At 70.4% G+C, this 23,311-nt stretch carries 28 protein-coding genes and 2 pseudogenes; 13 read left to right on the top strand and 17 right to left on the bottom strand.

All coding sequences use genetic code 11. From position 1 onward, the window contains the following. Window positions 1–151: 151 nt before the first annotated feature. The gene (locus ACZ4YY_RS36870; RefSeq protein ID WP_468299691.1) at window positions 152–991 is read right to left on the bottom strand and encodes an RNA polymerase sigma factor SigF; all 840 of its coding nucleotides are present in this window, start codon (window positions 989–991) and stop codon (window positions 152–154) included. 589 nt (window positions 992–1,580) lie between these two features. On the opposite strand from ACZ4YY_RS36870, the gene ACZ4YY_RS36865 reads away from it, so the two are divergent. Then, a complete protein-coding gene (locus ACZ4YY_RS36865) occupies window positions 1,581–2,222 on the top strand; it encodes a carbonic anhydrase (RefSeq protein WP_468299689.1) in 642 nt (213 codons plus the stop codon). Between the two features lie 420 nt (window positions 2,223–2,642). Next, window positions 2,643–2,969: a hypothetical protein gene (locus tag ACZ4YY_RS36860; protein WP_468299687.1), complete on the top strand. Its 327-nt coding sequence runs from the start codon at window positions 2,643–2,645 to the stop codon at window positions 2,967–2,969. 201 nt (window positions 2,970–3,170) lie between these two features. On the opposite strand, the gene ACZ4YY_RS36855 is transcribed toward ACZ4YY_RS36860, so the two are convergent. From ACZ4YY_RS36855 to ACZ4YY_RS36840, 4 genes are all read right to left on the bottom strand, one after another. After that, entirely contained in the window at window positions 3,171–3,518 is a 348-nt protein-coding gene (locus tag ACZ4YY_RS36855) for a hypothetical protein (protein ID WP_468299685.1), read from the bottom strand. A 171-nt stretch (window positions 3,519–3,689) separates the two neighbouring features. Next, window positions 3,690–4,172, bottom strand: a complete 483-nt coding sequence (locus ACZ4YY_RS36850; protein WP_468299684.1) for a hypothetical protein — start codon at window positions 4,170–4,172, stop codon at window positions 3,690–3,692. A gap of 113 nt (window positions 4,173–4,285) precedes the next feature. Next, a complete protein-coding gene (locus ACZ4YY_RS36845) occupies window positions 4,286–4,525 on the bottom strand; it encodes a hypothetical protein (protein WP_468299682.1) in 240 nt (79 codons plus the stop codon). A 393-nt stretch (window positions 4,526–4,918) separates the two neighbouring features. Next, window positions 4,919–5,314, bottom strand: a complete 396-nt coding sequence (locus tag ACZ4YY_RS36840) for a hypothetical protein (RefSeq protein ID WP_468299680.1) — start codon at window positions 5,312–5,314, stop codon at window positions 4,919–4,921. A gap of 249 nt (window positions 5,315–5,563) precedes the next feature. On the opposite strand from ACZ4YY_RS36840, the gene ACZ4YY_RS36835 reads away from it, so the two are divergent. Genes ACZ4YY_RS36835 through ACZ4YY_RS36815 form a run of 5 tightly spaced genes read left to right on the top strand, consistent with a single transcriptional unit; the run spans window position 5,564 to window position 10,702 of the window. Next, a complete protein-coding gene (locus ACZ4YY_RS36835) occupies window positions 5,564–7,150 on the top strand; it encodes an ABC transporter substrate-binding protein (protein ID WP_468299678.1) in 1,587 nt (528 codons plus the stop codon). Between the two features lie 20 nt (window positions 7,151–7,170). Next, window positions 7,171–8,139, top strand: a complete 969-nt coding sequence (locus tag ACZ4YY_RS36830; RefSeq protein WP_468299676.1) for an ABC transporter permease — start codon at window positions 7,171–7,173, stop codon at window positions 8,137–8,139. Continuing rightward, window positions 8,129–9,010, top strand: coding sequence for an ABC transporter permease (locus ACZ4YY_RS36825; RefSeq protein WP_468299674.1), 882 nt, complete (start codon window positions 8,129–8,131; stop codon window positions 9,008–9,010). The genes ACZ4YY_RS36830 and ACZ4YY_RS36825 overlap by 11 nt, the downstream gene beginning before the upstream one ends. Window positions 9,011–9,066: 56 nt before the next feature. After that, window positions 9,067–9,978, top strand: coding sequence for an ABC transporter ATP-binding protein (locus ACZ4YY_RS36820; RefSeq protein WP_468299694.1), 912 nt, complete (start codon window positions 9,067–9,069; stop codon window positions 9,976–9,978). Continuing rightward, entirely contained in the window at window positions 9,971–10,702 is a 732-nt protein-coding gene (locus ACZ4YY_RS36815; RefSeq protein WP_468299673.1) for an ABC transporter ATP-binding protein, read from the top strand. Before ACZ4YY_RS36820 ends, ACZ4YY_RS36815 begins: the two co-directional genes overlap by 8 nt. A 51-nt stretch (window positions 10,703–10,753) precedes the next feature. Here the strand turns inward: ACZ4YY_RS36815 and ACZ4YY_RS36810 are convergent, their stop codons facing one another. The 7 genes from ACZ4YY_RS36810 to ACZ4YY_RS36780 form a co-directional block, all read right to left on the bottom strand. Beyond that, window positions 10,754–11,401 carry a superoxide dismutase gene (locus tag ACZ4YY_RS36810; RefSeq protein ID WP_468299671.1) on the bottom strand — a complete coding sequence of 216 codons (648 nt, stop codon included), beginning with the start codon at window positions 11,399–11,401 and terminating at the stop codon, window positions 10,754–10,756. Window positions 11,402–11,699: 298 nt separating this feature from the next. Continuing rightward, window positions 11,700–12,470: a DJ-1/PfpI family protein gene (locus ACZ4YY_RS36805; RefSeq protein ID WP_468299669.1), complete on the bottom strand. Its 771-nt coding sequence runs from the start codon at window positions 12,468–12,470 to the stop codon at window positions 11,700–11,702. Next, window positions 12,467–13,498, bottom strand: a complete 1,032-nt coding sequence (locus tag ACZ4YY_RS36800) for a GlxA family transcriptional regulator (protein WP_468299668.1) — start codon at window positions 13,496–13,498, stop codon at window positions 12,467–12,469. Before ACZ4YY_RS36800 ends, ACZ4YY_RS36805 begins: the two co-directional genes overlap by 4 nt. A gap of 63 nt (window positions 13,499–13,561) precedes the next feature. Beyond that, entirely contained in the window at window positions 13,562–14,302 is a 741-nt protein-coding gene (locus ACZ4YY_RS36795; RefSeq protein ID WP_468299666.1) for a DUF1775 domain-containing protein, read from the bottom strand. 141 nt (window positions 14,303–14,443) lie between these two features. Continuing rightward, entirely contained in the window at window positions 14,444–14,668 is a 225-nt protein-coding gene (locus ACZ4YY_RS36790; protein WP_468299664.1) for a heavy-metal-associated domain-containing protein, read from the bottom strand. A 122-nt stretch (window positions 14,669–14,790) separates the two neighbouring features. Further along, complete coding sequence (locus ACZ4YY_RS36785) at window positions 14,791–15,411, bottom strand: sigma-70 family RNA polymerase sigma factor (protein ID WP_468299662.1); 621 nt, start codon at window positions 15,409–15,411, stop codon at window positions 14,791–14,793. Window positions 15,412–15,605: 194 nt separating this feature from the next. After that, window positions 15,606–16,340, bottom strand: coding sequence for a hypothetical protein (locus tag ACZ4YY_RS36780; protein WP_468299660.1), 735 nt, complete (start codon window positions 16,338–16,340; stop codon window positions 15,606–15,608). Between the two features lie 257 nt (window positions 16,341–16,597). On the opposite strand from ACZ4YY_RS36780, the gene ACZ4YY_RS36775 reads away from it, so the two are divergent. From ACZ4YY_RS36775 to ACZ4YY_RS36760, 4 genes are read left to right on the top strand one after another with little or no spacing between them, the layout of a single operon-like run. After that, window positions 16,598–16,834, top strand: coding sequence for a hypothetical protein (locus ACZ4YY_RS36775; protein WP_468299658.1), 237 nt, complete (start codon window positions 16,598–16,600; stop codon window positions 16,832–16,834). Next, window positions 16,768–17,520 (top strand): MFS transporter, encoded by a 753-nt coding sequence (locus ACZ4YY_RS36770; protein WP_468299656.1) that lies wholly within the window; start codon window positions 16,768–16,770, stop codon window positions 17,518–17,520. Before ACZ4YY_RS36775 ends, ACZ4YY_RS36770 begins: the two co-directional genes overlap by 67 nt. Continuing rightward, on the top strand, window positions 17,520–17,780 hold the full coding sequence (locus ACZ4YY_RS36765; protein ID WP_468299654.1) for a hypothetical protein: 261 nt from the start codon (window positions 17,520–17,522) through the stop codon (window positions 17,778–17,780). Before ACZ4YY_RS36770 ends, ACZ4YY_RS36765 begins: the two co-directional genes overlap by 1 nt. After that, window positions 17,777–18,340, top strand: a complete 564-nt coding sequence (locus ACZ4YY_RS36760) for a hypothetical protein (RefSeq protein WP_468299653.1) — start codon at window positions 17,777–17,779, stop codon at window positions 18,338–18,340. Before ACZ4YY_RS36765 ends, ACZ4YY_RS36760 begins: the two co-directional genes overlap by 4 nt. Before the next feature lie 429 nt (window positions 18,341–18,769). On the opposite strand, the gene ACZ4YY_RS36755 is transcribed toward ACZ4YY_RS36760, so the two are convergent. From ACZ4YY_RS36755 to ACZ4YY_RS36745, 3 genes and pseudogenes are all read right to left on the bottom strand, one after another. Next, complete coding sequence (locus ACZ4YY_RS36755; RefSeq protein WP_468299651.1) at window positions 18,770–19,168, bottom strand: hypothetical protein; 399 nt, start codon at window positions 19,166–19,168, stop codon at window positions 18,770–18,772. A 658-nt stretch (window positions 19,169–19,826) separates the two neighbouring features. Next, window positions 19,827–20,207 carry an antibiotic biosynthesis monooxygenase family protein gene (locus ACZ4YY_RS36750; RefSeq protein WP_468299693.1) on the bottom strand — a complete coding sequence of 127 codons (381 nt, stop codon included), beginning with the start codon at window positions 20,205–20,207 and terminating at the stop codon, window positions 19,827–19,829. 20 nt (window positions 20,208–20,227) lie between these two features. After that, window positions 20,228–20,609, bottom strand: a pseudogene (locus ACZ4YY_RS36745) (RidA family protein); the annotation flags it as partial. A 71-nt stretch (window positions 20,610–20,680) separates the two neighbouring features. Here ACZ4YY_RS36745 and ACZ4YY_RS36740 point away from each other — a divergent pair. Both ACZ4YY_RS36740 and ACZ4YY_RS36735 read left to right on the top strand, forming a co-directional pair. Beyond that, window positions 20,681–21,607 (top strand): LysR family transcriptional regulator, encoded by a 927-nt coding sequence (locus ACZ4YY_RS36740; RefSeq protein ID WP_468299649.1) that lies wholly within the window; start codon window positions 20,681–20,683, stop codon window positions 21,605–21,607. Between the two features lie 118 nt (window positions 21,608–21,725). Then, a complete protein-coding gene (locus ACZ4YY_RS36735; protein ID WP_468299647.1) occupies window positions 21,726–22,115 on the top strand; it encodes a DNA ligase-like domain-containing protein in 390 nt (129 codons plus the stop codon). Window positions 22,116–22,356: 241 nt separating this feature from the next. Here the strand turns inward: ACZ4YY_RS36735 and ACZ4YY_RS36730 are convergent, their stop codons facing one another. Beyond that, the gene (locus ACZ4YY_RS36730) at window positions 22,357–22,638 is read right to left on the bottom strand and encodes a mycothiol-dependent nitroreductase Rv2466c family protein (RefSeq protein WP_468299645.1); all 282 of its coding nucleotides are present in this window, start codon (window positions 22,636–22,638) and stop codon (window positions 22,357–22,359) included. A 224-nt stretch (window positions 22,639–22,862) separates the two neighbouring features. Next, window positions 22,863–23,010 (bottom strand): annotated as a pseudogene (locus tag ACZ4YY_RS36725) (IS630 family transposase); the annotation flags it as partial. Window positions 23,011–23,311 lie beyond the last annotated feature (301 nt).

The raw sequence follows: 23,311 nt of genomic DNA, 5'->3' as shown, positions 1-23,311 counted from the left end.
GACGATCCACGGCCGCGACTCCCTCTTCCCCACGGCAAGACCAACGAGCAACCACGCGGACAGTCACGTGATCAACAACTTCTGTTAGGAGCTCTAAGCCCGGGGCTGCTCAATGAGGGCCTCCGTGGCGTCGCCCAGGCGAGTGGTTGGGTCAGCGGGTGGTGAGCATGCCTTCGCGCAGCCGGGCCAGGGTGCGCGACAGCAGTCGGGAGACGTGCATCTGGGAGACGCCGAGCCGCTCGCCGATCTGTGCCTGGGTGAGTTCGTCCACGAAACGCAGATGAATGATGTGCCGGTCACGCTCGCCGAGTTGGGCGATCATCGGGGCGAGGGCGTGGAAGTCTTCCACGAGTTCCAGGGCCTGGTCGTCGGCGCCGATGAAGTCCGCCAGGGCGCTCTCGCCGTCCTCGCTGGTGCTCAGGGTGGCATCCAGGGAAGTGGAGTTGTAGCCGTTGGAGGCGAGCCGGGCCTCTATGACTTCCTCTTCGCGCAGGCTCATCAGCTCGGACAGTTCCTGGACCGTCGGCGTTCGGCCCAGACGGCTGCGGAGCTCTTCCGTGGCGCGGGCGAGCTGGACACGGGCTTCCTGCAGCCGGCGCGGCACGTGCACAGCCCAGGTGGTGTCACGGAAGAACCGCTTGATCTCGCCCACGATGTAGGGAATGGCGAACGAGGTGAACTCCACCTCCCGGGACAGCTCGAACCGATCGATCGCCTTGATCAGACCGATCATGCCGACCTGGACGATGTCCTCCATCTCCTGCGGCCCGCGGCTGCGGAACCGCCCCGCCGCGAAGCGCACCAGGGACATGTTCATCTCGATCAGCGTGTTGCGGGCGTACTGGTACTCGGACGTGCCCTCTTCCAGCACCGCCAACTGGTCGAAGAACAGGCGCGACAGCTCGCGGGCATCCTTGGGCGCAACCCGGGAGGGCTCGGCGACCTCCGGCAGCTCGGCTACGTCCGTCTTGGCCGCAGTCACTGTCGCCATGATGCATCCCTCCCCATCCCCGCACGCCGTCGGCCCGCTACGGGCCCAGGGCAAGGCGCCTACCCCGGCACCGGCTACTCATGCATGCAACGACACGTGTACGCGCGGGCCACCACGGTCGGCACCCGTAGCGGCCCTGACTCGACGCCACCGCCATCCCTGGGCATGACCCCTCCCAGAGGGCGTACCTCCGGGCGGATACCCGAATCAGAGCCCAGGCGCTCCGGACCCGACGGCGAAGGCGATCACCCCCGTGGGGCTCGCCACGTGCGTCACGTACCGGGCGCCCAGTACACCGCCCGCCACCATCGTCAACACAATCTCGGCGAGCCATGACTGCCCCGCTTTCGTGATCATGACCCTACCGATCACGTCACCGACTCATCTCCGGCCCCGAGCCGCTCGCGGCTCAAGCCCCCCGATCCCCCAAGGCCGGATCATGTCCCAGGGCCGGTCGCCGTTACGCAGCCTTCCATGCTGTCCGCGCCTGAGCGCCGTACGACCCCGGTCCGCCACGCCCGGAAACTGCGCTCGAATCCGGCGCGGGCCAGGCGGTGCGACGGCCGGTGCCGCCTCGTAGGCTGCCGCCATGACCGAGATCCACACCCCGACGCCCCGCGACGCCTTCGAGCTGCTCATGGCCGGCAACGAGCGCTTCGTCTCCGGCGCCACCGAGCACCCGAACCAGGACGCCGCCCGTCGTACTGAAACCGCACCGTCCCAGCAGCCCTTCGCCGTGCTGTTCGGGTGCTCCGACTCCCGACTGGCCGCCGAGATCATCTTCGACCGCGGCCTGGGCGACCTGTTCGTCGTGCGCACCGCCGGACACGTCGCCGGGACGGAAGTCCTCGGTTCCATCGAGTTCGGCGTCGCCGTCCTCAACGCGCCGCTGGTTGTCGTGCTCGGCCACGACTCGTGCGGCGCCGTCGCCGCGGCCTGCTCCGCCCTGGAGAACGGGCAGACGCCGGGCGGCTTCGTCCGCGACGTCGTCGAACGGGTCACCCCGAGCGTGCTGGCCGCGCGCGCCGCCGGCCGCGAGAGCGCCGAGGAGATCCTCGCCGAGCACATCGAGCACACCGTGGACCTGCTGCTCGAACGCTCCCGCGTCCTGGCCGACGCGGTGGCCGAAGGCCGGACCGCCGTGGTGGGCCTGTCCTACCGTCTGACCGACGGAAACGCCCAGCTCGTCGCCTCACGCGGGCTCGATGTGCCGCAGGAAGCCGCACACTGACGCCGGAGAGCAACGCTGAGCGCTCCCGCGCCACATTTCGGTGGCGGCCCGACCCTGCCGGAGGCGGCGACACGACCCGCACATGCAGGAGTCCGGGCCGCCCGCTGGGCAGGATGAGGCATGGCCGATGTCCCTCGCCGCTGGTGCGATACCGCTGTGCCCGGGCTGTTCGTGTGCAGCGTTGGTGGTGTGACGGCCGTCCGGGTGCTGGGCTGGGACGGAATTGTGCCGCCCTCGGTGGTGCAGGCAGTTGTCGCGCCTGCCGCACCGTCCCCTGCTCGCCGCGCTGGCGGGGCGGGCGTGTCCCCACCCGCACTCGCAGATCCAGCGGCGACAATGGCGACGGCTGACACCGGCACGGCACAGGAGTGGGCGCGGCACAGGGCACCGTGAAGGTTCACCGCAGACGGACCGAACCGTTTGTGGGTCACTGACCTGACCATGGTCACGACGCTGGAGGGGCCGTTGTGGCTGTCCGCGATCCGCGACGCCTTCTCCCGCCGGGTCGTGGCCTGGGAAGCCTCCGCCCACGCAGACGCGGACCTGGTCTTCACCTCTCTGGAGTATGCCCTGGCCGGCCGCGAAGTTACGCCCGGTGAGCTCATCCGCCACGCGGACCCCCTCTGTGGGACGGTGCCGCCCTTACCTGATCGAGTGATAGCGACACACCTGTTGCGCGCGGTAGCGTCATCCGCACTGCTGCTGAGCTGCACTGATCCTCTTCCGATCACGCTGCCCGACGGTTGACCCCGCTAGAGGCGACGATGTCGCCGTGGGTCGGCGCTGTCGGGAAGAACGCCCTGACGCTGTCGACCCGGAACCAGACGGGATCGGCGGCGCTGTAGCTGCCGAGGGCGCGTGCCAACAGCGGGATGTGGACGCGCTGGAGAAGCGGGCCGGGAGGAGGAGGGGCGTCTTCGGACGTCCGCGGACCCGGCAGAGAGGCGCTCACTCGGACCCCCCGGTGCCATAGACGAAGTCGTCGGCGCTGCCGCCGGTGGCGCCCAGGAACACCTTGCCGTTGACCAGGCGGGGCACCGCCAGGTGGCCCAGCTCACCGCGGGCCGCGGCACGGGCCGCGCTCGGGTTGGAGTCGGTCGCTGCGGCAATCAGCTGCTCGACGGACAGCCCGGTGGTGATGATGCCCTTGGGCACGGCCGTACGGTGCGGATTGTCCATGGCAGCAGCCGGCAGGTCGACACCGCCGACTGCGGCGGTGAGGAGCGCACTGCGGATCTCGCCGCGGGCCTTCGCATGCTTTTCTCGCAGAAGCGAGGGAGACGCCTCGACCAGCACTTTCGTGGTCCGGCGCAGTGCCTTCGGTCGCTGGGGTAAACGACTTCGTCGACCAGCCGCACGAGCTCCGCCACTGCCTTCCGCGGGTCGGCGTGCAGCTCGGCCGCCGGGGTGGTGCCGGAGAGGACCGAGTGCTGCAGCTCTGTGATCGCGTTGTCGCTGTAGGCGTGGTCAGCCAGCTTCCTGGCGGCGGCCATCGCCTGGTTGGTGTCGGTGAAGTCGAGAGGCCCGCGCAGGTGGGTGCGTGGGTTGGTCGAGGCCAGCGCCGCATCGAAGTCCGGGCGCGTGGCGGCCCTTGGGGATGAACCCGATCACGATCGCCACGTTGGTGACCGCGACCTGCCGGGCGGCAGCGGCGAGCTGGGCCCACTGCCGGGCCTCCTGGGCCTCGGCTGCGGCGTCCGGGTCGTCGGGGATTTCGATGTCCTCGGGTTCGAACTCGGCGTACTTGTTCAGCAGGGTGGTGTAGCGGTCGCGCCAGTCGGCGGGGTTGCGCCAGCGCTGACCGGTCGGGCCGCCGAGCGCGGACTGGTTGAGGCCGAGCAGATCGGCAGCGGCCTGGATCCCGAACAGGGCATGGCGGTGCCGGGTGCAGTTCGAGCCCGCCGTGGCGCTGACGGTGTCCCAGACTTCGTCACCGACGTGGTAGCGCACCACGTGGTAGGTGGCCCGCTCGGACTGGCCCGAGACCGCCAGGTCTTCCTTCAGGTCGTACTTGCGGGCCTTCTCGGCAGCGGTCAGGCGGCCCTCGATGAAGGTCAGGTGCTTCAGCAGCTCCTGCTCGGAGGCGAACTCGGCCTCCAGGAGGCGGGCTGCCGGCCGTCCTCGGTCTTGGCCGGCTTCACCTTCGGGGTGGACACCTCCGTGCTGGCGGCCACGTCGTAAGCGAAGCGGATGTTGAACTGATTGATCGCGCCGGCGAGGCCGGACTGGTGGCCTAGGAGCTGGAACAAGGTTCCATACTCGGTCTTGATCGGCTTGACCGCCAACTTCTTGAAGCCGGTCACGACCATGTTGTTGCCGCGGCCGTGGGTGTCGAGCAGGGGTTTGATGTCGATGATCTCAGTGGTGACGCGTTCCAGCGCGCGCTCATCGAGGGTGCACCTGGGGTCGGCGAGGCCGGCCTGGACGAAGCGGGCCCGCCACTCGGGTTCGTCGAGATAGCTGGAAGGGCCCGGACGGGCGATCGGAACGACGCGGCGACATACCGCACCTCTGCTTTCGTACGCGGGAAGGGCCGCTCGCTCGCCGCTGTTCCCGGGCGGATCGGGACGCGGAGTGGGTCCGCCTGCCGCATGCGCAGAGGTCGGTGCCGCCGCCGTACCGCCTCCCCGCCGCTGCGGGGCACTGGGCCGTCACGACCACCTTCTCCCCGGGGCCCGTGGCGTGTCAGGGCCGGGTCAGATCTGTCCGGCCGCCGTGGCGGTGAGCCAGTCAGCGGCTTCGGCGTCGGTCATCAGGATCGCCTGCGTCTCGTGGGCGCCGTTGTGCTGGACGACGTGGACGCGGCCCGGGTGCGTGTTCTGCTTCGGGGCAGGGTCTGCTATCGGGGCGAGGCGCCGCCAGGTGCCGGCGCTGACCCGGCCGCTGCCGATCCGCGACAGGGGCGGCCGGAAGAGGTGGCGAGCGTGGACGCATCGCAGCGGAGGCTGAAGGTGCTGACCGCGATGCTCGGCACGTCGCACCTCAGGGACTTCGGTCAACTGCCGGGCCGACGGTGGCGCCTTGTCTTGAGTCTGCACCGTGGTCGGCTGCATGGGGCCGACCACGTCGGCGGCGGTGAGCTTCTGGCGCATGTCCAGGTAGCAGCGCAGCCGTACTCCGGCCCCGTCCGCGTCCGTGTTGTGTGCTCTGCGGGCGCCGTCGCCCACCGGTCGTCGAGTAGCTGCCGACAGGCGAGTGCAGCGTCCGGCGGTCGGTCGACGTAGAAGACATAGCCCCTGACGTGGTCGCTACAGCTGCGGACTGTCCACCGGCCAACCCGGGTAGCTCTTTTTGCAATTAACATGCAACAGCTTACTGTCATCAACAAGGGTGTGGGGTCCATGACGGTCCGACGGATACGGACAGCCGCTGCCACGGCGGCGATACTCACCGGTGTCGCCGCCTGCTCGGCTCCGGGCAGCAGCACGGGCAGCGGTGACGCGGCGGACTCCGTCGTGATCGGGGTGGCCTCCGAGCCGGACACGCTCAGTCCGCTGCTCGGTTACGGCAAGGACGGCAACTCGAAGATCTTCGACGGCCTGCTGGCCAGGGGCGCCGATCTGAACCTCGAACCGGCGCTGGCGAAGGCGTTGCCGGAGGTCTCCGCCGACGGCCTGACCTACACCTACACCCTGCGCGACGGTGTGAAGTTCAGCGATGGCGAGCCGTTGACCCCGGCCGATGTCGTCTTCACGTACGGCACAGTCCTCGACGCGAAGACGAACAACACCTCCCGCAGCGAGCTGGACGCCGTCAAGGACGTGCGGGCGATGGGTGCCGACAAGGTGGTCTTCACCCTCAAGTACCCCTACGCGCCCTTCGCCGGGCGCACGGTGCTGCCGATCGTTCCCGAGCACGTGGCCAAGGGGCAGGACCCCAACACCGGCTCCTTCAACACCAAGCCGGTCGGCACCGGCCCGTACGTCCTCGCCTCCTGGAGCAAGGGGGAGAAGCTCACCTTCAAGGCCAACCCCGACCACTGGGGCGGCGCGCCGAAGGTCAAGAAGGTGACCATGGCGATCATCGAGGACGACAACGTGCGCGCCACCCGGCTGCGCTCCGGTGACCTCGACGGCGCGATCCTGCCGCCCAACCTTGCCGCCACCTTCGAAAACGACAAGGCGAAGAAGACGTACGACGCGAAGACGTACGACTTCCGCACGGTCACCCTCCCACAGGAGAACAAGGTCACCGGCGACCTCGCCATCCGCCGGGCTCTCGATGCCGCCGTGGACCGCCAGGCCATGGTCGACAAGATCCTCAACGGGGCCGGGCGTCCGGCGTACGGGCCGCTGCCGGTCGACGACCCCTGGTTCGCCAAGGGCATCGAGCGGGGGCAGGACCTCGCCAAGGCCCGGCAGATCCTGGACCGTGCTGGTTGGAAGACCGGCGCGGGCGGCGTCCGCGTCAAGGACGGGCGACGGGCCTCCTTCACCCTCCTCTACCCTGCCGGTGACAAGGTCCGCCAGGACCACGCCCTCGCCTATGCCTCCGACGCCAAGAAGGCCGGCATCGAGGTGAAGGTGGAGACGGGCACCTGGGAGGTCATCGAGCCGCGGATGAAGAACGACGCGGTCCTGGCCGGCTTCGGCAGCAACGGTGACCCCGACTACGGCCTGTACACCCTGCTGCACTCCTCCGTCGCCGGCGACGGCTTCAACAACATGGGCCGCTACGACGACCAGGTCGTGGACAAGGCACTCGACACCGGCCGGCGCAGCTCGGACCAGGCGACCCGCAAGGCTGCCTACGACACCCTGCAGCGGGAGCTGGTGAAGAACCCCGGCTACACCTTCCTCACCCACATCGACCACGTCTACGTCCTCGCCGACCGCTGGACGGGGTTGAGCACGCAGGTCGAGCCGCACGAGCACGGCTTCGCCTCCGGTCCGTGGTGGAACCTCGAGGCCTGGCAGCCGAAGAAGTGAACCGACTGCCTTGGGGAGCGATGGCACGGCTGGCGGGGCGGCGCCTGCTGTTCGCCGTCCCCGTCCTCCTCGTCGTGACGTTCGGCGTCTTCGCGATCGCCGCGGCCTCCCCCTTCGATCCGGTCAAGGCGTACGCCGGCACGGCCGCCCTCGCCGCCGACGCGGAAACGCTCGAGCGGCTGCGGGAGAACCTGGGTGTGGAGCAGCCGTTCACCTCTCGCTGGTGGGACTGGCTGACTGCCGCGCTCGGCGGTGACCTCGGTCAGTCCAGCGTGATGCGGCAGCCGGTCGCCCAGGTCATCGGCGAACGCCTGGTCTGGTCGAGTCTGTTGTGTGCGGTCGCGTTCGTGGTAGCGGTGCTGACGGGCACGGTGCTCGGGGTGCTGGCGGCCCGCCGCCCCGGTTCCGTCATCGACCGGCTGGTCACCTCCGTCGCGTACTCACTGGAGGCGGCGCCCGTCTTCTGGATCGCCCTGCTGGCCGTCTGGCTGTTCGCCCTCCGGTGGGGCGTACTCCCGGCCGGCGGTCTCACCGACACCGCGAGCGAGCAGGTCACGCCGGGGCAGGTGGCGAGCCACCTCGTGCTGCCGGCCGGGGTGCTCGCCGTCTCCCAGCTCCCCTGGTTCACCTTGTACGTCCGTCAAGGTGTCGGTGACGCGCTCGCCGAGGATCCCGTACGCGGCGCGCGGGCCAGGGGGTTGAGCGAGCGCACCGTCCTGCTCGGCCACGCCCTGCGCTCCGGGCTGCTGCCGGTCTTCACACTGGTCGGCTCCCGGGTGCCCGAACTCATCACCGGCGCCCTGCTGGTGGAGAGCGTCTTCAGCTGGCCCGGCATCGCGGCGGCCACCGTTCAGGCGGCCACCGCCGTCGACTTCCCTCTCCTCGCCGCCCTGACGACCCTGGCCACCGCCGCGGTGCTCGTCGGCAACCTTTTTGCCGACCTGCTCTACGGCCTCTTCGACCCGAGGGTGAAGTTCAGTGACATGTGAACCTGCGGCCGAGCCCGCCTGGCGGTCGTACGGCACGAGCCGCCGCTCCACCAGGACCGTGCGGGTGCGCGTCTCGGTGGCCCTGGTCGGCGTCATCGTCCTCGCCGTCCTCCTCGTTCCGCCGCTGGTCCAGCTCGACCAGCAAGCCGTCGACCTGGGCGCGAAGTTGCTGCCCCCCAGCTGGTCGCACCCCTTCGGCACCGACGACCTCGGCCGGGACCTGCTGCTGCGCTGCGTCTACGGCCTGAGGGTCTCCCTGCTCGTGGGGGTCGCAGCCGCCCTGACGGCCACCGTGATCGGCACGGCCGTCGGGGCGACCGCCGGAGCACTGGGCGGCTGGGTCGACCGGGGCGTCATGCGGGTGGTCGACACGGTCGCCTCCGTGCCGCACCTGCTGCTGGGCATCTTCATCGTGGCCATGTTCCGGCCCGGCCTCTGGCCGGTGGTGGTGTCGGTCGCGCTCACCCACTGGCTGTCCACCGCCCGGATCGTGCGCGCCGAGGTGCTGTCGTTGCGCTCGCGCCCGTACATCGACGCCGCCGTCTGCGGGGGCGCGTCCCGGTGGCGGGTGGCCGTACGGCATCTGCTGCCCGCAGTGCTGCCGCAGGCGGCGCTGGCCGCCGCGCTGATGGTGCCGCACGCCATGTGGCACGAGTCGGCGCTGTCCTTCCTCGGGCTCGGTCTGCCCACCCACATGGCCAGCCTCGGCAACCTCATCCAGGACGCCAGGGGCTCGCTGCTCGCAGGCCAGTGGTGGCCCACCCTCTTCCCGGGGCTGTTCATCATCGTCCCCACACTCGCCATCGCCGGCCTCGCCGGAGTCTGGCGAGAGCGGATCAACCCGCGCCGTCGATCGGAGCTGATGCTGTGACGGTCACCGACCGACCTCCCGTCCTCTCGGTGCGCGGGCTGTCCGTGCGCTTCCTCATGCCCGGCGGACGCCGCATCGCTGCCGTCACCGACGCCCACTTCGACGTGGCGCCCGGCGAGTGCCTCGCCCTGATCGGCGAAAGCGGCTGCGGCAAGTCCGTCCTCGCCTCCGCCCTCCTCGGCCTGCTCCCCGCCAACGCCCAGACCGCCGGACAGGCCCGCCTCGGCGACCTCGACCTGCTCACCGCCGACGAACGGACCCTCACCCGCACCGTACGGGGCCGCCTGATCGGCCTCGTCCCGCAGAGCCCGGCCGCGCACCTCACCCCCGTCCGCACCATCCGCTCGCAGCTCGAGGAGACGGTCACCGCACTGACCGACGTGCGGGGCCGCACGGCCGTGCTCGCGGCTGCCGAGGCAGCCGCCGAACGCACGGCGTTCCCCATGGACCACCTCGACCGCCACCCGCACGAACTCTCCGGCGGCCTGGCCCAACGCGCCGCCACCGCCCTGGCCCTCGTCGGCGACGCGCCCCTGCTGCTCGCCGACGAACCGACGACCGGACTCGACCGCGACCTGGTGGACCACACGGTCGACGAACTGCGACGCCACGTCGACGACGGCGACCGAGCGCTGTTGATGATCACCCATGACCTGGCCGCCGCTGAACGCATCGCCGACCGCGTGGCCGTGATGTACGCGGGCCGAATCGTCGAACTCACCGACGCGGACGTCTTCTTCGGCCCTCCCGGCCCCCGCCACCCCTACAGCCGCGGCCTTCTCCAGGCCCTGCCCGAGCGCGCCTTCCTTCCGATTCCCGGTATGCCGCCCGAACTCGGCGCCCTTCCCGACGGGTGCGCCTTCGCCCCGCGCTGCGAGCAGGCCACCGACGCCTGCGCCACCCTCCCACCGACGGCCGGCCACATCGCCTGCCACCACCCGCACACGCCGGAGGACCTTGGTGCTTGAGCTGCACGACATCACCGCCGGATACGACAGGAAAGCCCCCGTCGTCCGCGACGCCTCCCTGACCGTCGCACCCGGTGAGGCCGTCGGCCTGCTCGGCCCCAGCGGCTGCGGCAAGTCCACCCTCGCCCGCGTCGCAGCCCTGCTGCACCGCCCCGAATCGGGCACCCTTGTCCTGGACGGCGAGCCGGTACGGCGCTGGCGGCACCGCGCCCCGCGTGACCTGCGCACCGCCATCGGCGTCGTCTTCCAGCAGCCCCGGCTGTCCGCCGACCCCCGGCTGCGGCTCGCCGACCTGATCGCCGAGCCTCTGAGCGCCACCGGCCGCCGCGACGAAATACCGGACCGCATGACCGAACTGGCCCCGGCTGTCGGTCTCACCCGCGACCTCCTGGACCGCCGCCCCCATGAGGTCAGCGACGGCCAGCTGCAACGCGCCTGCCTGGCCCGCGCCCTGGTCCTGCGCCCGCGCTGGCTGATCTGCGACGAGATGACCGCGATGCTGGACGCCTCCACCACGGCCGCACTGGTGGGGGCCGTCGAAAACTACCGCGCCGCCACCGGTGCCGGTCTGCTCGCCGTGGGCCACGACCACGTCCTCCTGCGCCGCTGGTGTGACCGCGTCCTGCACTGGAACGAGGTCACCGGCCGGGCCCCGTCGAGCATAGGAAAGCTCCCGCAGGCATCCGGCCTGCGGGAGCCGTCCGTTGTACCGCCTGCTACGTGAAAGGTGAGAAGACGATCACGAGCAGGACGTCTGTGCGGTGCCGCTACGGCGTCACGGGGCAAGCAGGAGACTGTCGCCGCGCTCCTTGGCGGCGGCGTAGCGCCGGGCCACGTCCTGCCAGTTGACGACGGCCCACATGGCATCGATGAAGTCGACCTTCTGGTTCTTGTACTGCAGGTAGAAGGCGTGCTCCCAGGCGTCGAAGACGAGGATCGGGGTGGAGCCCTGGCCGACGTTGCCCTGGTGGTCGTAGACCTGCTCGACGATCAGCCGGCCGCTGAGGGGCTCGTAGGCAAGGACGCCCCAGCCGGAGCCCTGGGTGGTGGCGGCGGCCTTGGTGAGCTGGGCCTTGAAACCGGCGAAGGAGCCGAAGGACTCGGTGATCGCGTCGGCGAGGTCGCCCACGCCGTCGGTGGCCAGCGGCTCGCCGCCGCCGTCCTTCGGGCCGGTCATGTTCTGCCAGTAGATCGAGTGCAGGATGTGCCCGGACAGGTGGAAGGCCAGGTTCTTCTCCAGGCCGTTGATCGAGCCCCAGGTCTCCTTGTCCCGCGCCTCCGCCAGCTGCTCCAGCGTGTCGTTGGCGCCCTTCACATACGCCGCGTGGTGCTTGTCGTGGTGCAGCTCGATGATCTCGGGGCTGATGACCGGAGCGAGCGCCGAGTAGTCGTACGGAAGTTCCGGGAGCGTGTACACCGGCATGTCCAACGTCCTCCGACATAATTGCGAATGATGTGCAGATGCACGCTAGCAGCAAGAAGTGTCCCCCGCCGATCAGGCATTGGACCTAGGACTCGGGGCCGTGCCGGGGCAGTTGGAACCAAGGCCTCGCCGTTTGGACAACGGTCGCGGGAAAGGGGCGGAAGGCGTGACGGCTGTTCAGCGGTCGGCGCAGGCCGGGCCCGGCGTGTACTCACCGCGTTCGTCACTTGGTTTTTGGCGGGCCGCGAGGGTCCCGTCCGTTCATTGACTCATGCCCATAAGCGCCCGCACGCGCCCCCTATACCTGTGATGCGGCGAGCAACTGCAGAGCACGCTGCTTCAGTTGGGGACTGGCGTCTGAGGCGTTGCCGGAGTCGAAGGGGGGTTGGGGGTCGTATTCGACGGCGAGCTGGATCGCCTTGGCAGTGTCGTCGTCCGCGATGAGGGACGCGAGGTACAGGGCCATGTCCACTCCCGCCGATACCCCGGCCGCGGTGATGATCTTTCCGGAGCGTACGTAGCGCTGCGCCAGGTAGGTGACATCGAACGTGGACTGGAGGTAGTCGGCGGAGGCCCAGTAGGTCGTCGCCTCCCGGCCGTCCAGCAGGCCGGCCGCGGCGAGGACGATGCTGCCGGTGCAGACCGAGGTGGTCCACTGGGTGTGGCGGTGCATCCTGCGGATCCAGCGCAGGAGCGCCTGGTTGTTCATCGCCCCGATGGTGCCGCGGTTGCCCGCGCCTGGCACCAGGAGGACGTCGAGACGGTCGACCTCGGCGATGGAGCGCTCGGCGACCACGGCGACGTCTGCCGTGTCCGTGCGGACGGCCCCGCGTTTTTCGGCGATCATCGTCACGGTGGCGTCCGGCAGCCGGGACAGGATCTCGGCCGGGCCGGTGGGGTCCAGCAGGCTGTAGCCGTCGTACAGCAGGATGCCGATGTTCGGGCCCGTGGCGCCGCCGTGCGGGGCCGCGTACGCCGCTTCGGTTCGGGCCGCTGCCGCCGTGGCCGCGAGCGCGGCGGTGGCCGCGGTCCCGCGCAGGACGTTTCTGCGTGTCGTGGAATGGCTCATGGGCTGGGAGTCTTCTGCCTCGGTGCGACACGTGGGGGTGGCATGTCCGGCATCCTGCGAAGTCTGTCCCCGGTGACCCCGTAGTGGTCGAGGAACGCCTGCCGCAGCGTCTCCGCCGACCGGAAACCGCAGCGCCGGGCGATTGCTGCCATGGACAGTGCGCTGGAGCGCACGAGGTGCGCCGCCGCTTCGGTGCGTGCCGCGCGTACGGCACGCGCGGGAGTTGTACCGAGGTGTGCGGTGAACAGGCGGGTCAGGTGCCGAGGGCTGACCCCCGCCCGGGCCGCCAAGGCCGCTGGGCTGAGGTCCTCGGCCAGGTGGCCGGCGATATGGCCCATCAGGTCCCGTACCAGCCGGTCTTCCGGCGGTGGCGCGGCAAGGAACATGGAGATCTGGGCCTGGTCGGCGGGCCGGTGCAGGTGCGTGACGAGTTCGCGGGCGACGGTCCGTGCGAGTGTCGGGCCGTGGTCGTCCTCGATCAGGGCCAGTGTCAGGTCGAGGGCGCTGGTGACCCCGGCCGAGGTGTAGACGTTGCCGTCGCGGATGTAGAGGGGAGTTGCGTCCACGGCCACGGTGGGGTGGCGCTCGGCGAGTCGGTCTGCCCATCCCCAGTGGGTTGTCACCCGTCTGTGGTCGAGCAGTCCGGCGGCGGCCAGTACATAGGCGCCGGTGCAGACGGAGGCCACACGCCGGCTGTGTGCGGCCAGCCGGCGCACCTGGCCCAGTAATCGCTCGTCCGCCGCCGCGTCTTCGCAGCCGATGCCGCCCACGACGATCAGAGTGTCCAGCCGTCCCACGACCGCCTCCAGGCTCTGCCCGGCTGCCAGCAGAATCCCGGCCGAGCTCCGGGCAGCCCGGCGGCCGAGGGTGCCCAGTTCGATGGCGTAGGGCGGCTGTGCGCCGTACCGGTTGGCGATGTCCAAGGCGCCGCTGGGACAGGCGATGTCGAGGATCTGCGCGTCGTCGTAGGCGATGATGAGAACGCGCCGCTGGTTCCTGTGCTCGGTCCCACCCTGATTCAAGCGCATACCTCGAGCATCACTTCTCTCATCCGCTCCCCGAAGGGGCGTGCCTCGACCGGGCCGAGGGCCTCAGGCAGATCCGCTGCGGCGGTTCCTGAACCACCACGCTCCGCCGCCCAGCACGAGGAGGACCGCACCGATGCCCAGAGGCAGGGCCACAGGCATGCCGTCGTCCTTCGAATCGTCCGCCACCGGCTCCGCGGGCGACTTCTCGGCGGCGGGCTCGTCCGAAGCGGTAGCCGATGACGGAGCGGAGGTCGTCGGCTCCTGCGTGGGGCTGGGACTCACGGGCTTCGCTCCGGGTGCGGCGGCCTTCAGCTCCAGGCGGGGCGCGGGATGGCCGTGCCCGTGCCCGTCTCCTTCGGCCTGCTCCTCCAGTTCGATCCAGCGGTCGACCTTGCCGTCGCTGTAGGTCTGCAGGGTCTTGAAGACCAGCTCCTTCACGTCGGGCAGTTGCCGTACGGTGACGACATACTCGGCGTCCTCGCCCACGGCGAGCTTCGGCCCCGACACCGTGTAGCCCCGGCCGGTAGGGGCGAACTTCCAGCCCTTGGGGCCTTCCTCATAGGTGATGTCCTGCGGGGTGAGGCCCTGGGGCAGGATCACCTCCAGCTTGCTGATTCCGGCCGAGGCGGACTCCGACTCGGCGGAGAAGGTCAGCTCGACGTTCTGGTCGAGCGCCCGGGCGCCCTCCGCCTCGACCTCCGCGTGGGCCGCGGCCGGGCCCGCGGTGGCGACAGCGAGCGCGAACGCGGCTGCTGAAAGGGCGCCGGTGAGGCGCAGGCTGCGTACCGGAGTCGGGCGGTTCACTGAGAACTCCTTCGTTTCGATGGTGTAGGGCTGCATACACAGGCTGGGCGAGCCTGGTGGCGGGGCCGAGGCACTCGGCTGGTCCTCGGCCCGCCTGGAGCAGACAGCGGCCCTGGGCTTTCGACCGTCCGGGCGTGCGGCTCAGACCGCGGCATTGCGCACGGCGTCCGTCACCTCGTAGCCCGCCTCGACGATCGCGGCCCCAACGGCGTCGTCGTCGAGCGACTCCCCGTGGACGGTTACCAAGCCCGACGGGACGTCGACATCGACTGTGGTCACGCCGGGTACTGTCATGACCTCTTCGGTGATGCTCGCCGCGCAGTGGCCGCAGCTCATGCCGGACACGCTGTGGGTCTTCTCAGTCATGGTGGGTGCTCCTGCTCTCTGTTCTTCCAGCGGTTGTGCAGGTCTGACCGGTCCGCAGCGCGGGAGGCGAACCGGGTCGCTGCCGCCCGGGCCACGGCCGGGCGGCAGCGAGGTGCGGTCGGTCAGGCGGCGGCCACCTGTGTACAGCGCTCGCAGTCGTCGAGCCATCCGATCAGCGAGGTGCGGGCGCGGGCGACCCGTGAGCGCACCGTGCCCACCGGGCAGTCGCTGACACCGGCTGCCTCCGCGTAGGGGAGGCCCACCATCTGGGTGAGGACGAATGCCTCGCGGCGGTCGTCGGGAAGGATGTCCAGCAGCTCGGCCAGGGCGATGCCGTCGTCGAAGCCGGGCAGACCGCGCGGCTGGGTGCGTTCGGCGGCCGACTGCCAGTCGTCCGTGTCCGACAGCCGGGGACGGGACGTGTTGTGGCGGATGCTGTCGATCACCGCGCGGCGGGCGATGGACAGCAGCCAGGTGCGGGCCGAGGAGCGGCCTTCGAACCGGTGCAGGCTGCCCAAGGCGCGCAGGAACGTGTCCTGGGTCAGGTCGTCGGCGCTCTGGGGGTCGGCTCCGAGGAACGTCACGTAGCGGCGGACGTCTCGGTGCAGCGCTCGGACGAAGAGGTCGACGGCGTCGGGGTCGCCACTGCGGGCGGCCAGTGCCCAGGCCGTGACCGAATCGTCTCGCGGCCCTTCTTTCGATTCTTCGCGCGTTGCAGACAGGGACAGGGCAGGAGTGAGCACCTGGTGTCTCTCCTTCTCGGGAATCCAGGGACCGGTGTCCGGGCCGGCGCACGCAGAGCAGTGCGCGCGGCACGGCGGAACCGGTGAAGGGGTGATGGGGTGAACGGCCGGACGCGGGTGTGCGTGGGCGATGCCCGAGGCGGGGAGCCGACGGCTCGTCGTCTCCGTTCACGGCCTCGGGAAGCCGGCTGTCGTCAGGCGACCGCGGTCCCCTTGGGTGGACCCCGAGAAGTGATCGCGTAGGTGAGAAGGAACTGCCGCGGCCTGCGCTGCGAACCGCCCCGGCGGACGCGGACGCGTGCCCGGTGCGGCGGGGTGGGCAGCCGGAGGAGCAGGCGCAGCGGAGCGACGAGCCATCCGGCGAGAGCTCGCAGGATGCGAAACGCGGCGCGCTCGCCGTGGGCGAGCCACAGGCCGCACAGCAGCGCGGCCAGCAGGTGGGCTGCGAGCATGCCGGTCGAGGACATGCCGCCCATGCCGTGGTCCACAGCATGGGCGGCCCCCATGTGGCCCTTCGCCCCCATGGAGTGCATGGCACTCATCCCGTGGTCCATGGAAGTCATGGACATCGGCATTGCGCCGTGGTCCGTGCCCGGTCCCGACGGCGAACCGCACAGCAGATAGCCCAGCCACTGCTGGACCAGCGACCTGCCGCCGGACGGTTTCGGCTGCACGACTGCCTGGGCGAGCGAGAACGACGCGTGGAGTACGGCCTGGGAGGCGACCACGACGGAGCCGACCGCGACCGGCCCGCGCTCCCGGCCGGCCAGCAGCCAGGCCGTGCCGCCGGTCACCGCCGCTCCCGCGGCCATGGCCCACCAGGGCACCGCAGTGCCGGACATCATGACGTGACCCAGGGAGGCGAGCAGCACGCAGACGGCCGCGAACACAGCGGCCCTGATCGTGCGAGAACACCACCCAACGGTCATGGCGCCTCATCTTCGCAGTCCTGGTCCCCCGCGTCACGGGAGGGTACGGAGCTGACCCCGGTGGCCGAGTCAATCCAGCCGGTGTGATCCACGCCACATCAATAGGATGGAACTCGGGGGCTGTTCCCGCCGACTGCTGGCAAGGACCCCGGAAGTGCCGCCGGGGTGAGGCGGGGTTGAGGAGGGTGCCGGTGCCGGCGGAGCAGAATGGGATCCGGACCGCGGCCGAAAGCCGCCCTGCGCGGGGGATCACGGCCATGACCGCGCTGCTGACGTGCGCCATGGCGTTCTCGATGATGCAGTTGTTCCTGCTCGGCGCCCTCGGCCCACGGCTCGTGGACGACCTGGACATGTCCCCGACCGTGCTGGGCCTGACAACACTGTCGGCTTCGGGGCGGCCGCCGTCCTGTCCCCGGTCGGCGGGCGCGTGGTGGACCGGGTCGGGCCGCGCCGCTGCCTGGTCGCACTGCTGCTGGTGTCGGCGGTGGTCCTGACGCTGATCGGGTCGGCGCCGGAGGCGTGGTTCCTGCTGGCGGCGGTCGCGCTCGGCGGACTGCCGCAGGCGCTGGCCAACCCCGCCACGAACAAGACGGTCCTGGCGGCCGTTCCCGCCGAAGCCCGCGGCTCGGTGACCGGGATGAAGCAGTCGGGCGTGCAGTTGGGCGCGTTCACCGCCGGGTTGCCGCTGGCCGCGCTGGCCGGGATCGTCGGCTGGCGGTGCGCGGTGTGGGCAGCCGCCGCGACGGCCGTGGTGGCCGCGGCGTGGGCGGCACGCACGCTGCCCGCCGACCCGCCCCCCAAGTACGCGCCCGCTTCCTGGATCCCACGGGGCACCATCGCGTGGCTTGCCGTTTTCTCGCTGCTGCTGGGCTGCGGCATCGCCTCCGTGAACACCTATCTCGCCCTGCACGGCGTACGTCGGCTCCACCTCGGCCCGACGGCCGCCGCCGCCCTGGTGGCGGTGCTGGGCGTCGCGGGGATCGCCGGACGGGTGGGCTGGTCGAAGGTCGCCGGTCAGCCGGGGCGCGCGCTGTGGCTGCCGGGTGGACTGGCGGCCGGGCGGTGGGGGCGGCGCTGCTGCTCGCGGCCTCGGCGTACGCGCATCCGCTGGCCTGCGTCGCGGCGGTGGCCGTGGGCGTCTTCGCCGTCTCCGCGAACGCGGTCTCGATGGTGCTGGTGATGCAGCGTGCCGCGCCCGGCCGGGCCGGTCAGGACTCGGCGCTGGTCTCGGCCGGCTTCTTCGCCGGGTTCGCGATCGGTCCGCCGCTGTTCGGCCTGCTGGCCGCCGCCGGGGAGCAACGGCACGGAGGCGGGCGCGCTGGTGCAGTGGGCGATGAGCTTGGGTCGGGCTGGCTGCTGGTGGCCGGTGAGTTCGTGGGCGCGGGCGTGGTGGCGATGGTCTGGGCGGTGCGGGAGCGGCGAGCGGTCGTGGGGCGATGAGTACGGCGCCTACGGCCAAGGACCCGGTCCACTCGTCCCCTGGCGTCCCTGAGTGGGTCGGTCCCGCGCTGGAGTCCGTTCTCGGCCGGGTGGCCGCCACCCGGACCGAAGTCGCCGACCGCTTCCCGCTCTTCGCGGACTGCCGCAGCGGCGAGTGGACGACGACCGGGCGAGGCTCGTGGACAGGCGGCTTCTGGGCAGGACTGTTGTGGCTACGCGCCCGGCACACGGGGCAGGAGACCGACCGCGAGGCCGCCATGCGGTTCACAGGCCGGCTCACTGACTGGGCGGCCGCCGACACCGCGACGCGCGGACTGATCTTCCGGTACGGCACGGCGCTCGCCGACACGCCAGATGCCGCCGCTCTGCGCCCTCGGGCGGCCCAAGCCTGCCGGGACGCGTACGACTCCGAACTCGGCCTGGTTCCCTGGGGCTCGGCGTTCGGCGGGCCCCGGCTCCTGGCACGCGTGGACGGCGTGCCCGGCATGGTTCCGCTGTTGGCCTCGGTGGACCCCAAGGCGGCAAGGTTCCATCTTCACCGCCACCTTGACTCTGCGTGAGCGAGGGCCCCTCGTGCTGGTCCTGGCGGTACGAGCGGGCTGTCGGCTGGGCTCCCTGCGACGATCCACCGCCCGGCTGGAGTCGTGGTCGCGCCTGGCTGCTGCTGGCTGTCGCCGACGCCGACGCCGCGCACCGTCTCGATACCGCCGACCTCGAGGAAGCCATAAGCCGCTTGCTCCAGGAGCCGGCTGTGCAGCCGGCCGACGAGGCACACCCCGACGGCCCTCTCGACACCTCCGCCGCGCCATCACGGCCCTGGGCCTGCTCAAACTCGCCCACCGCGACCAGGCCGTCGCACTGCTCGACCAAGGCGGGCCAAGTAGCGGTCAAAGGGTCCAATTATCGAGCAACGTCGCAACACCGGCCAGGCGAGCCCGCTCACCGTCGGTGCGCGGAATCTATCCACAGGCATCCGCTTTGAAGATCGCTTATGAGGCCGCCGCGATCGGCGCGGCGCCCCGTACGTGAGGAGCCATCATGCCCACCAACATGCCGCTTGCCCGATGACCCCGGACGCGGCCATCAGCGCGTTCTGCTACCTCCGGGCCGTCCAGGCCGACGACGTCGAAGGCGCCCGCGAGTTCGCCAGCGGCGAGCCGCGGATGCCCGAGCTGCTCGTCGACGTCGTCGAACGGATCGTCGTCCCCGTCACCGCTCTGCCCGGCCCGGAGGCGGGCGAGCCGTGCGCGGACACCTTCGCCCTGGAAGCCCTCGGGCGCGTCTTCGTGACCTCGCTGCGGACCTGGGTACAGGCCGGGCCGGATACGGCGGAAGGCATCGCCCGCGCCGTCATCGACTTCGCCTTGCAGTTCCTCACCGAGGACCACGAGGACGTCGTCGACACCCTGCGCCAGCTGGAGGGCCGTCGGCGTGGGCCAGGCCCTCGATGCCCACCCCGCACCGGCCGGCTGGCACCCGGCACGCCTCACTGTCGTGTAGCGCACCCGATGCGCCCACCGCCGCGCGGCGCACCGCATCGCCCATTCGTGGTGCGTTCCATCGGCATCGCCGCACCGCACCTGGCGCGCACCACGGCTGTGCGGGCTCCCTATCACACACCCCCTTGGCCACGACCTGATCGCCAGCCGAAACGGGCTGCGTCAACGGGAAACGTCCTCGGTGACGAACCTGGACAAGGGGTCACGCACGCCACCGGCGGCACCTGGTCAAAGGGGCGACCGGCGGTGGGCGAACTGGTGCGGTGCGGTCATCGCGATGCGCAGCACGATGGCGTCCATCGTCATCCGGCGCCCTCGGTGGAGCCCATCGGGTGGGGGCCACTGAGAGTGGAGTCCACCCGATGTCGTGCATCGCCACTGGATGCAGAACATCGTGGGCTCCACTCGGTGGACGATGCCCGGCATCGTCACCACAGCAGGCGTTGGAGTGCCGCACCCGGGACAGTGCGCGGGCGTCGCGGCGCGCGGACGCGTGCTCGTTCTGTCACCCGAACGCCGGGACGGTCGCTGAGGTGGCTTCAGTTGGTCAGTCTGCTCTCGGGCTCTGCGGGTCAGCCGCTCGCGCGAACCCGTTGCTCCGTTCCACTTTCGCCACGTGCAGCGTGTAGCTCTGGTACCACTCGGCTCGCCCGCGCATTTGCGCCGCGCGGTGCTCGGCGTTGCACCGCCACAGCGTGAGGGCGTCGGCGTCGCGGAAGTACCCGACGGTGATGGCCAGCCCACCAGGAGTCTGCGCGTAGTCCATCCCCAGGAACCCGGGGACGTCCTTCACCAGGTCTTCCATGCGTGCGGCGGTCTCGCTGTAGCCCCTCTGGTCCTGGGTTCGCACCGCAGTGAAGACAGCCACGTAGTAGGGGGGTTCAAAGGCCCCGACGGGCACGACGGGCGCTTCCGAGCGATCGCTCATGGCGCCACCCTGATGCAGGGTGCGCCGCCGTGCGTCCACCTCGATCTCGATCTTCATGCGGGGGTCGGAGAGGCCGCACATGAGCATCGTGGCGGCCGGCCGAACCTCGCCGAAGTAGCGGTGCAGGACCGGCCAGCAGGGTTCGAAGTCTTCGCGGTCGGGCAGTAGGTAGCGCACGCGCACCACGTCGGCGAAGGTGCACTGCGTCTCGGCCAGTGCGGCCTCGATGTTGCGCAGGCACTGCTCGGCCTGCTCCACCACGTCGTCGGAGATCGTCATGGTGGCGTAGTCGAACCCGGTCGTCCCGGACACATGCACCCAGTCGCCGTCGACCACCGCACGGGCATAGCCGATCTGCTCCTCAAAGGTCGAGCCGCTGAGGATCGCGCGTCGCTCTGTCATGCACCGACGCTAAATGACCAGCAGTAATACGTCTAATACGGTCACAGGCATGGTCTGATATCTCTGGGCGTATGGAGCGCCCCGAACTCCCCCTGCCGCAGCTGCACGCCTTCGTCGTGCTCGCTGAGGAACTCCACTTCGGCCACGCGGCCGCCCGCCTGGGCATCGCCCAGCCGCCGCTGAGCCAACAGATCCGCCGCCTGGAGGACAAGGTCGGCCACGCCCTGTTCACCCGTGCCCCAGGGCGTGTCACTCTGACCGCGGCGGGCAGCGAACTGCTGCCCGCCGCCCGGCGGGCACTCACCGACCTCGCGGACGGTCTGGCCGCAGCCAGGGCCGTCGGCCGTGGCCGGGCCGGCCGCCTACGGATCGGCTTCGCCGCCTCCCTCGCTCTGACGATCCTGCCCGGCCTTCTGCGCACCTTCCGTCACCAGTTCCCTGGTGTGCACCTGGACATCCACGAGATGACCACCGCTCCGCAGATCGCGGCCCTGCATGACAAGACCATCGACATCGGTCTACTGCGCGAGCCCCCTGCCGACGAGACGGAGCTCGGCTTCAGGACGGTACTCAGCGAGCCTTTCGTGGCCGTGCTGCCGGCCACCCACCCTCTGGCGGCCCAACGGACCATCCAGCTTGCACAGTTGGCGGACTCGCCCTTCGTGCTGCTGCCCCGCATGGTCGGCCCGTCACTGCATGACCAGATCATCGGCCTGTGCACCGCAGCAGGTTTCACACCGCAGGTAGTCCAGCACGCGGTGGAGTGGCAAACCGTGTGCGCCCTCGTGGAAACCGGTCTGGGCGTCTCCCTGGCCCCGGCGAGCATCCGACGCATCCGCCTCAAAGGCGTCGCCTTCCGCAGGATCGAACCCGGCACCGCCCGCACACGAGTGGCCGTCGCCTGGCGCGAGAACGACCCCGATCCCCTGGTCACAAGCCTGCTGGCGACCATCAGCCAAGATCCGCCGAACAGCACACCTAGCCGCTCGTCAGGCTGATGACCTGAACACAATGGACGATCACTTGGGCAGCCTACGCTCGCTCACGCATCACCCGCCGCGTCGCCTTGCAAGGTGCAGCAACACGCCGAGACCGCCGCACGAGCCGACACCCTGCGTGAGCAGATCGAACGGCTCACCACCGCCCCTGCGCTCCGGGCAGGGCACGGACACGACCGGCTCGTTCCCCGAGATCCGGATGACGGCCCTCGCACCACTACCGGCGGCCACCAGCCTGGACGGCGAGCTGGTGGTGTGGGAAGAGGGCCGGCTGGCGTTCGAGCGGCTGCAGCAGCGTCTCGCCCGGCGTGGGGCTGAGACGGTGTGCCTCCAGCCCGGCTACGTGGTCTTCGACACGGCGGCCGGGCTGGAGGGGCTGTGCTTCAAGCGGCTGGACGAGCCGTACCGGCCGACACGCTCCTGGCGGAAGTACAAGGTGCGGGTCACCACCGAGGCATCACCGGCGCCATCACCGGCACCCTCGCCGCGCCCCGGACGGTGCTGCTGAGCCGCTACGACAAGTTCATAGGTCTCCGTCAGGCGCAGCACGTACTCCAACGGGCTCACCTCGTTCTCGTGGTCGGGGTACCGCACGTGCGGTGTGAAGGGGATCCGGAACCGTGCGGGCTGGACACGCGCTACGGGCCCGGGTGGTTCTGCGTGCTGTCTGGGCCGGCTGGCTCAGCCGAAGGACGGCTTGGCGTTGCGGCTCTGCTTGAGCTCGAAGAAGCCGTCCGTCGCCGCGACCATCACAGGCCGTCCCAGAGCTGTCCGGCGGCTTCGCCGCGGGGAGCCGGGGTGACCACGGGGCCGAACAGGGTCGTGCCGGCGATCCGCAGGACGGGAGTCCCGACGTCGAGGCCTACTTCGTCGAACGGCTCGTGGTGCGACGTCTTGATGAGCTGGTCGAACTCTGTGCTGGTGGCCGCCGCGGCCAGCGAGAGTGGCAGCCCGGCTGGAAGGGTGCCGGGACGCTCAAGGCGTCGCTTGGAGGACTCGATGCCCCGTCCGCAGACAGCGGCGACGCCCACCCTCGCCGGCGAACCGCGCTACGGCCTCTCTGACCGCCCACCAGCTGGCACTGACCTGGCTGCTACGCGGCCAATGCGTCGCGCACAGCGGCTGCTCGCTGGGCGCCGTCACCGGGTGACCACCGGCTCCATCCGGCACCCCCCACTGCCATTGCCCGATCCAGCAAGCACGGCCACTCCTCCGGCTGCGGCCACGTGGTGGCGACAACTCCGACTCCACTGTCGTGGACGCGGGGGTGGCGCAGCAGCCACTTCTTGACCGGCTCGGTCCTGTGGGTGGCGTTGTCCAGGACCAGGTGGAGTTCGAGGTCCTTGGGGACGGCGGCGTCGATGACCTTCAGGAAGCGGAGCAAACTCCTGGTGGCGGTGGCGGCGCTCGGACCTGGACCTGTGCCGCCTGCGGTGCGGTCCACGGACCACTACGCCGCGAAGAACGTGAGAACGGCCGCCGGAATGGCGGTTACAGCCTGCGGAGCGCAGGTCGGATTAGGGCTCGTCCCGGCACAGCGCGACGAAGCAGGAAGCCACGGATTCCCGTCCGTTGCTGTGTCACATAGCGGCACGGCAACGGACGGGAGGGCCGGAATTCTCGGGCTTCAGCCCGAGGAGCACGTCAGCGCGGTGCGGTTACGCGGCGCGGGTGAACTGCCACCAGTTGACATTGAACAAGTAG

This window comes from Streptomyces sp. NPDC030143 (genome assembly GCF_055573695.1).
The sequence above is the reverse complement of the archived record's forward strand: the minus strand, read 5'-3'. Positions and strand labels throughout refer to the sequence as shown.

Coding starts and splice junctions, on each gene's coding strand:
- ACZ4YY_RS36870 (WP_468299691.1), bottom strand. CDS start 991: ATGGCGACAGTGACTGCGGCCAAGACGGACGTAGCCGAGCTGCCGGAG.
- ACZ4YY_RS36865 (WP_468299689.1), top strand. CDS start 1,581: ATGACCGAGATCCACACCCCGACGCCCCGCGACGCCTTCGAGCTGCTC.
- ACZ4YY_RS36840 (WP_468299680.1), bottom strand. CDS start 5,314: ATGCGCCAGAAGCTCACCGCCGCCGACGTGGTCGGCCCCATGCAGCCG.
- ACZ4YY_RS36835 (WP_468299678.1), top strand. CDS start 5,564: ATGACGGTCCGACGGATACGGACAGCCGCTGCCACGGCGGCGATACTC.
- ACZ4YY_RS36830 (WP_468299676.1), top strand. CDS start 7,171: ATGGCACGGCTGGCGGGGCGGCGCCTGCTGTTCGCCGTCCCCGTCCTC.
- ACZ4YY_RS36820 (WP_468299694.1), top strand. CDS start 9,067: ATGCCCGGCGGACGCCGCATCGCTGCCGTCACCGACGCCCACTTCGAC.
- ACZ4YY_RS36810 (WP_468299671.1), bottom strand. CDS start 11,401: ATGCCGGTGTACACGCTCCCGGAACTTCCGTACGACTACTCGGCGCTC.
- ACZ4YY_RS36805 (WP_468299669.1), bottom strand. CDS start 12,470: ATGAGCCATTCCACGACACGCAGAAACGTCCTGCGCGGGACCGCGGCC.
- ACZ4YY_RS36800 (WP_468299668.1), bottom strand. CDS start 13,498: ATGCGCTTGAATCAGGGTGGGACCGAGCACAGGAACCAGCGGCGCGTT.
- ACZ4YY_RS36790 (WP_468299664.1), bottom strand. CDS start 14,668: ATGACTGAGAAGACCCACAGCGTGTCCGGCATGAGCTGCGGCCACTGC.
- ACZ4YY_RS36780 (WP_468299660.1), bottom strand. CDS start 16,340: ATGACCGTTGGGTGGTGTTCTCGCACGATCAGGGCCGCTGTGTTCGCG.
- ACZ4YY_RS36775 (WP_468299658.1), top strand. CDS start 16,598: ATGACCGCGCTGCTGACGTGCGCCATGGCGTTCTCGATGATGCAGTTG.
- ACZ4YY_RS36765 (WP_468299654.1), top strand. CDS start 17,520: ATGCAGCGTGCCGCGCCCGGCCGGGCCGGTCAGGACTCGGCGCTGGTC.
- ACZ4YY_RS36760 (WP_468299653.1), top strand. CDS start 17,777: ATGAGTACGGCGCCTACGGCCAAGGACCCGGTCCACTCGTCCCCTGGC.
- ACZ4YY_RS36750 (WP_468299693.1), bottom strand. CDS start 20,207: ATGAGCGATCGCTCGGAAGCGCCCGTCGTGCCCGTCGGGGCCTTTGAA.
- ACZ4YY_RS36740 (WP_468299649.1), top strand. CDS start 20,681: ATGGAGCGCCCCGAACTCCCCCTGCCGCAGCTGCACGCCTTCGTCGTG.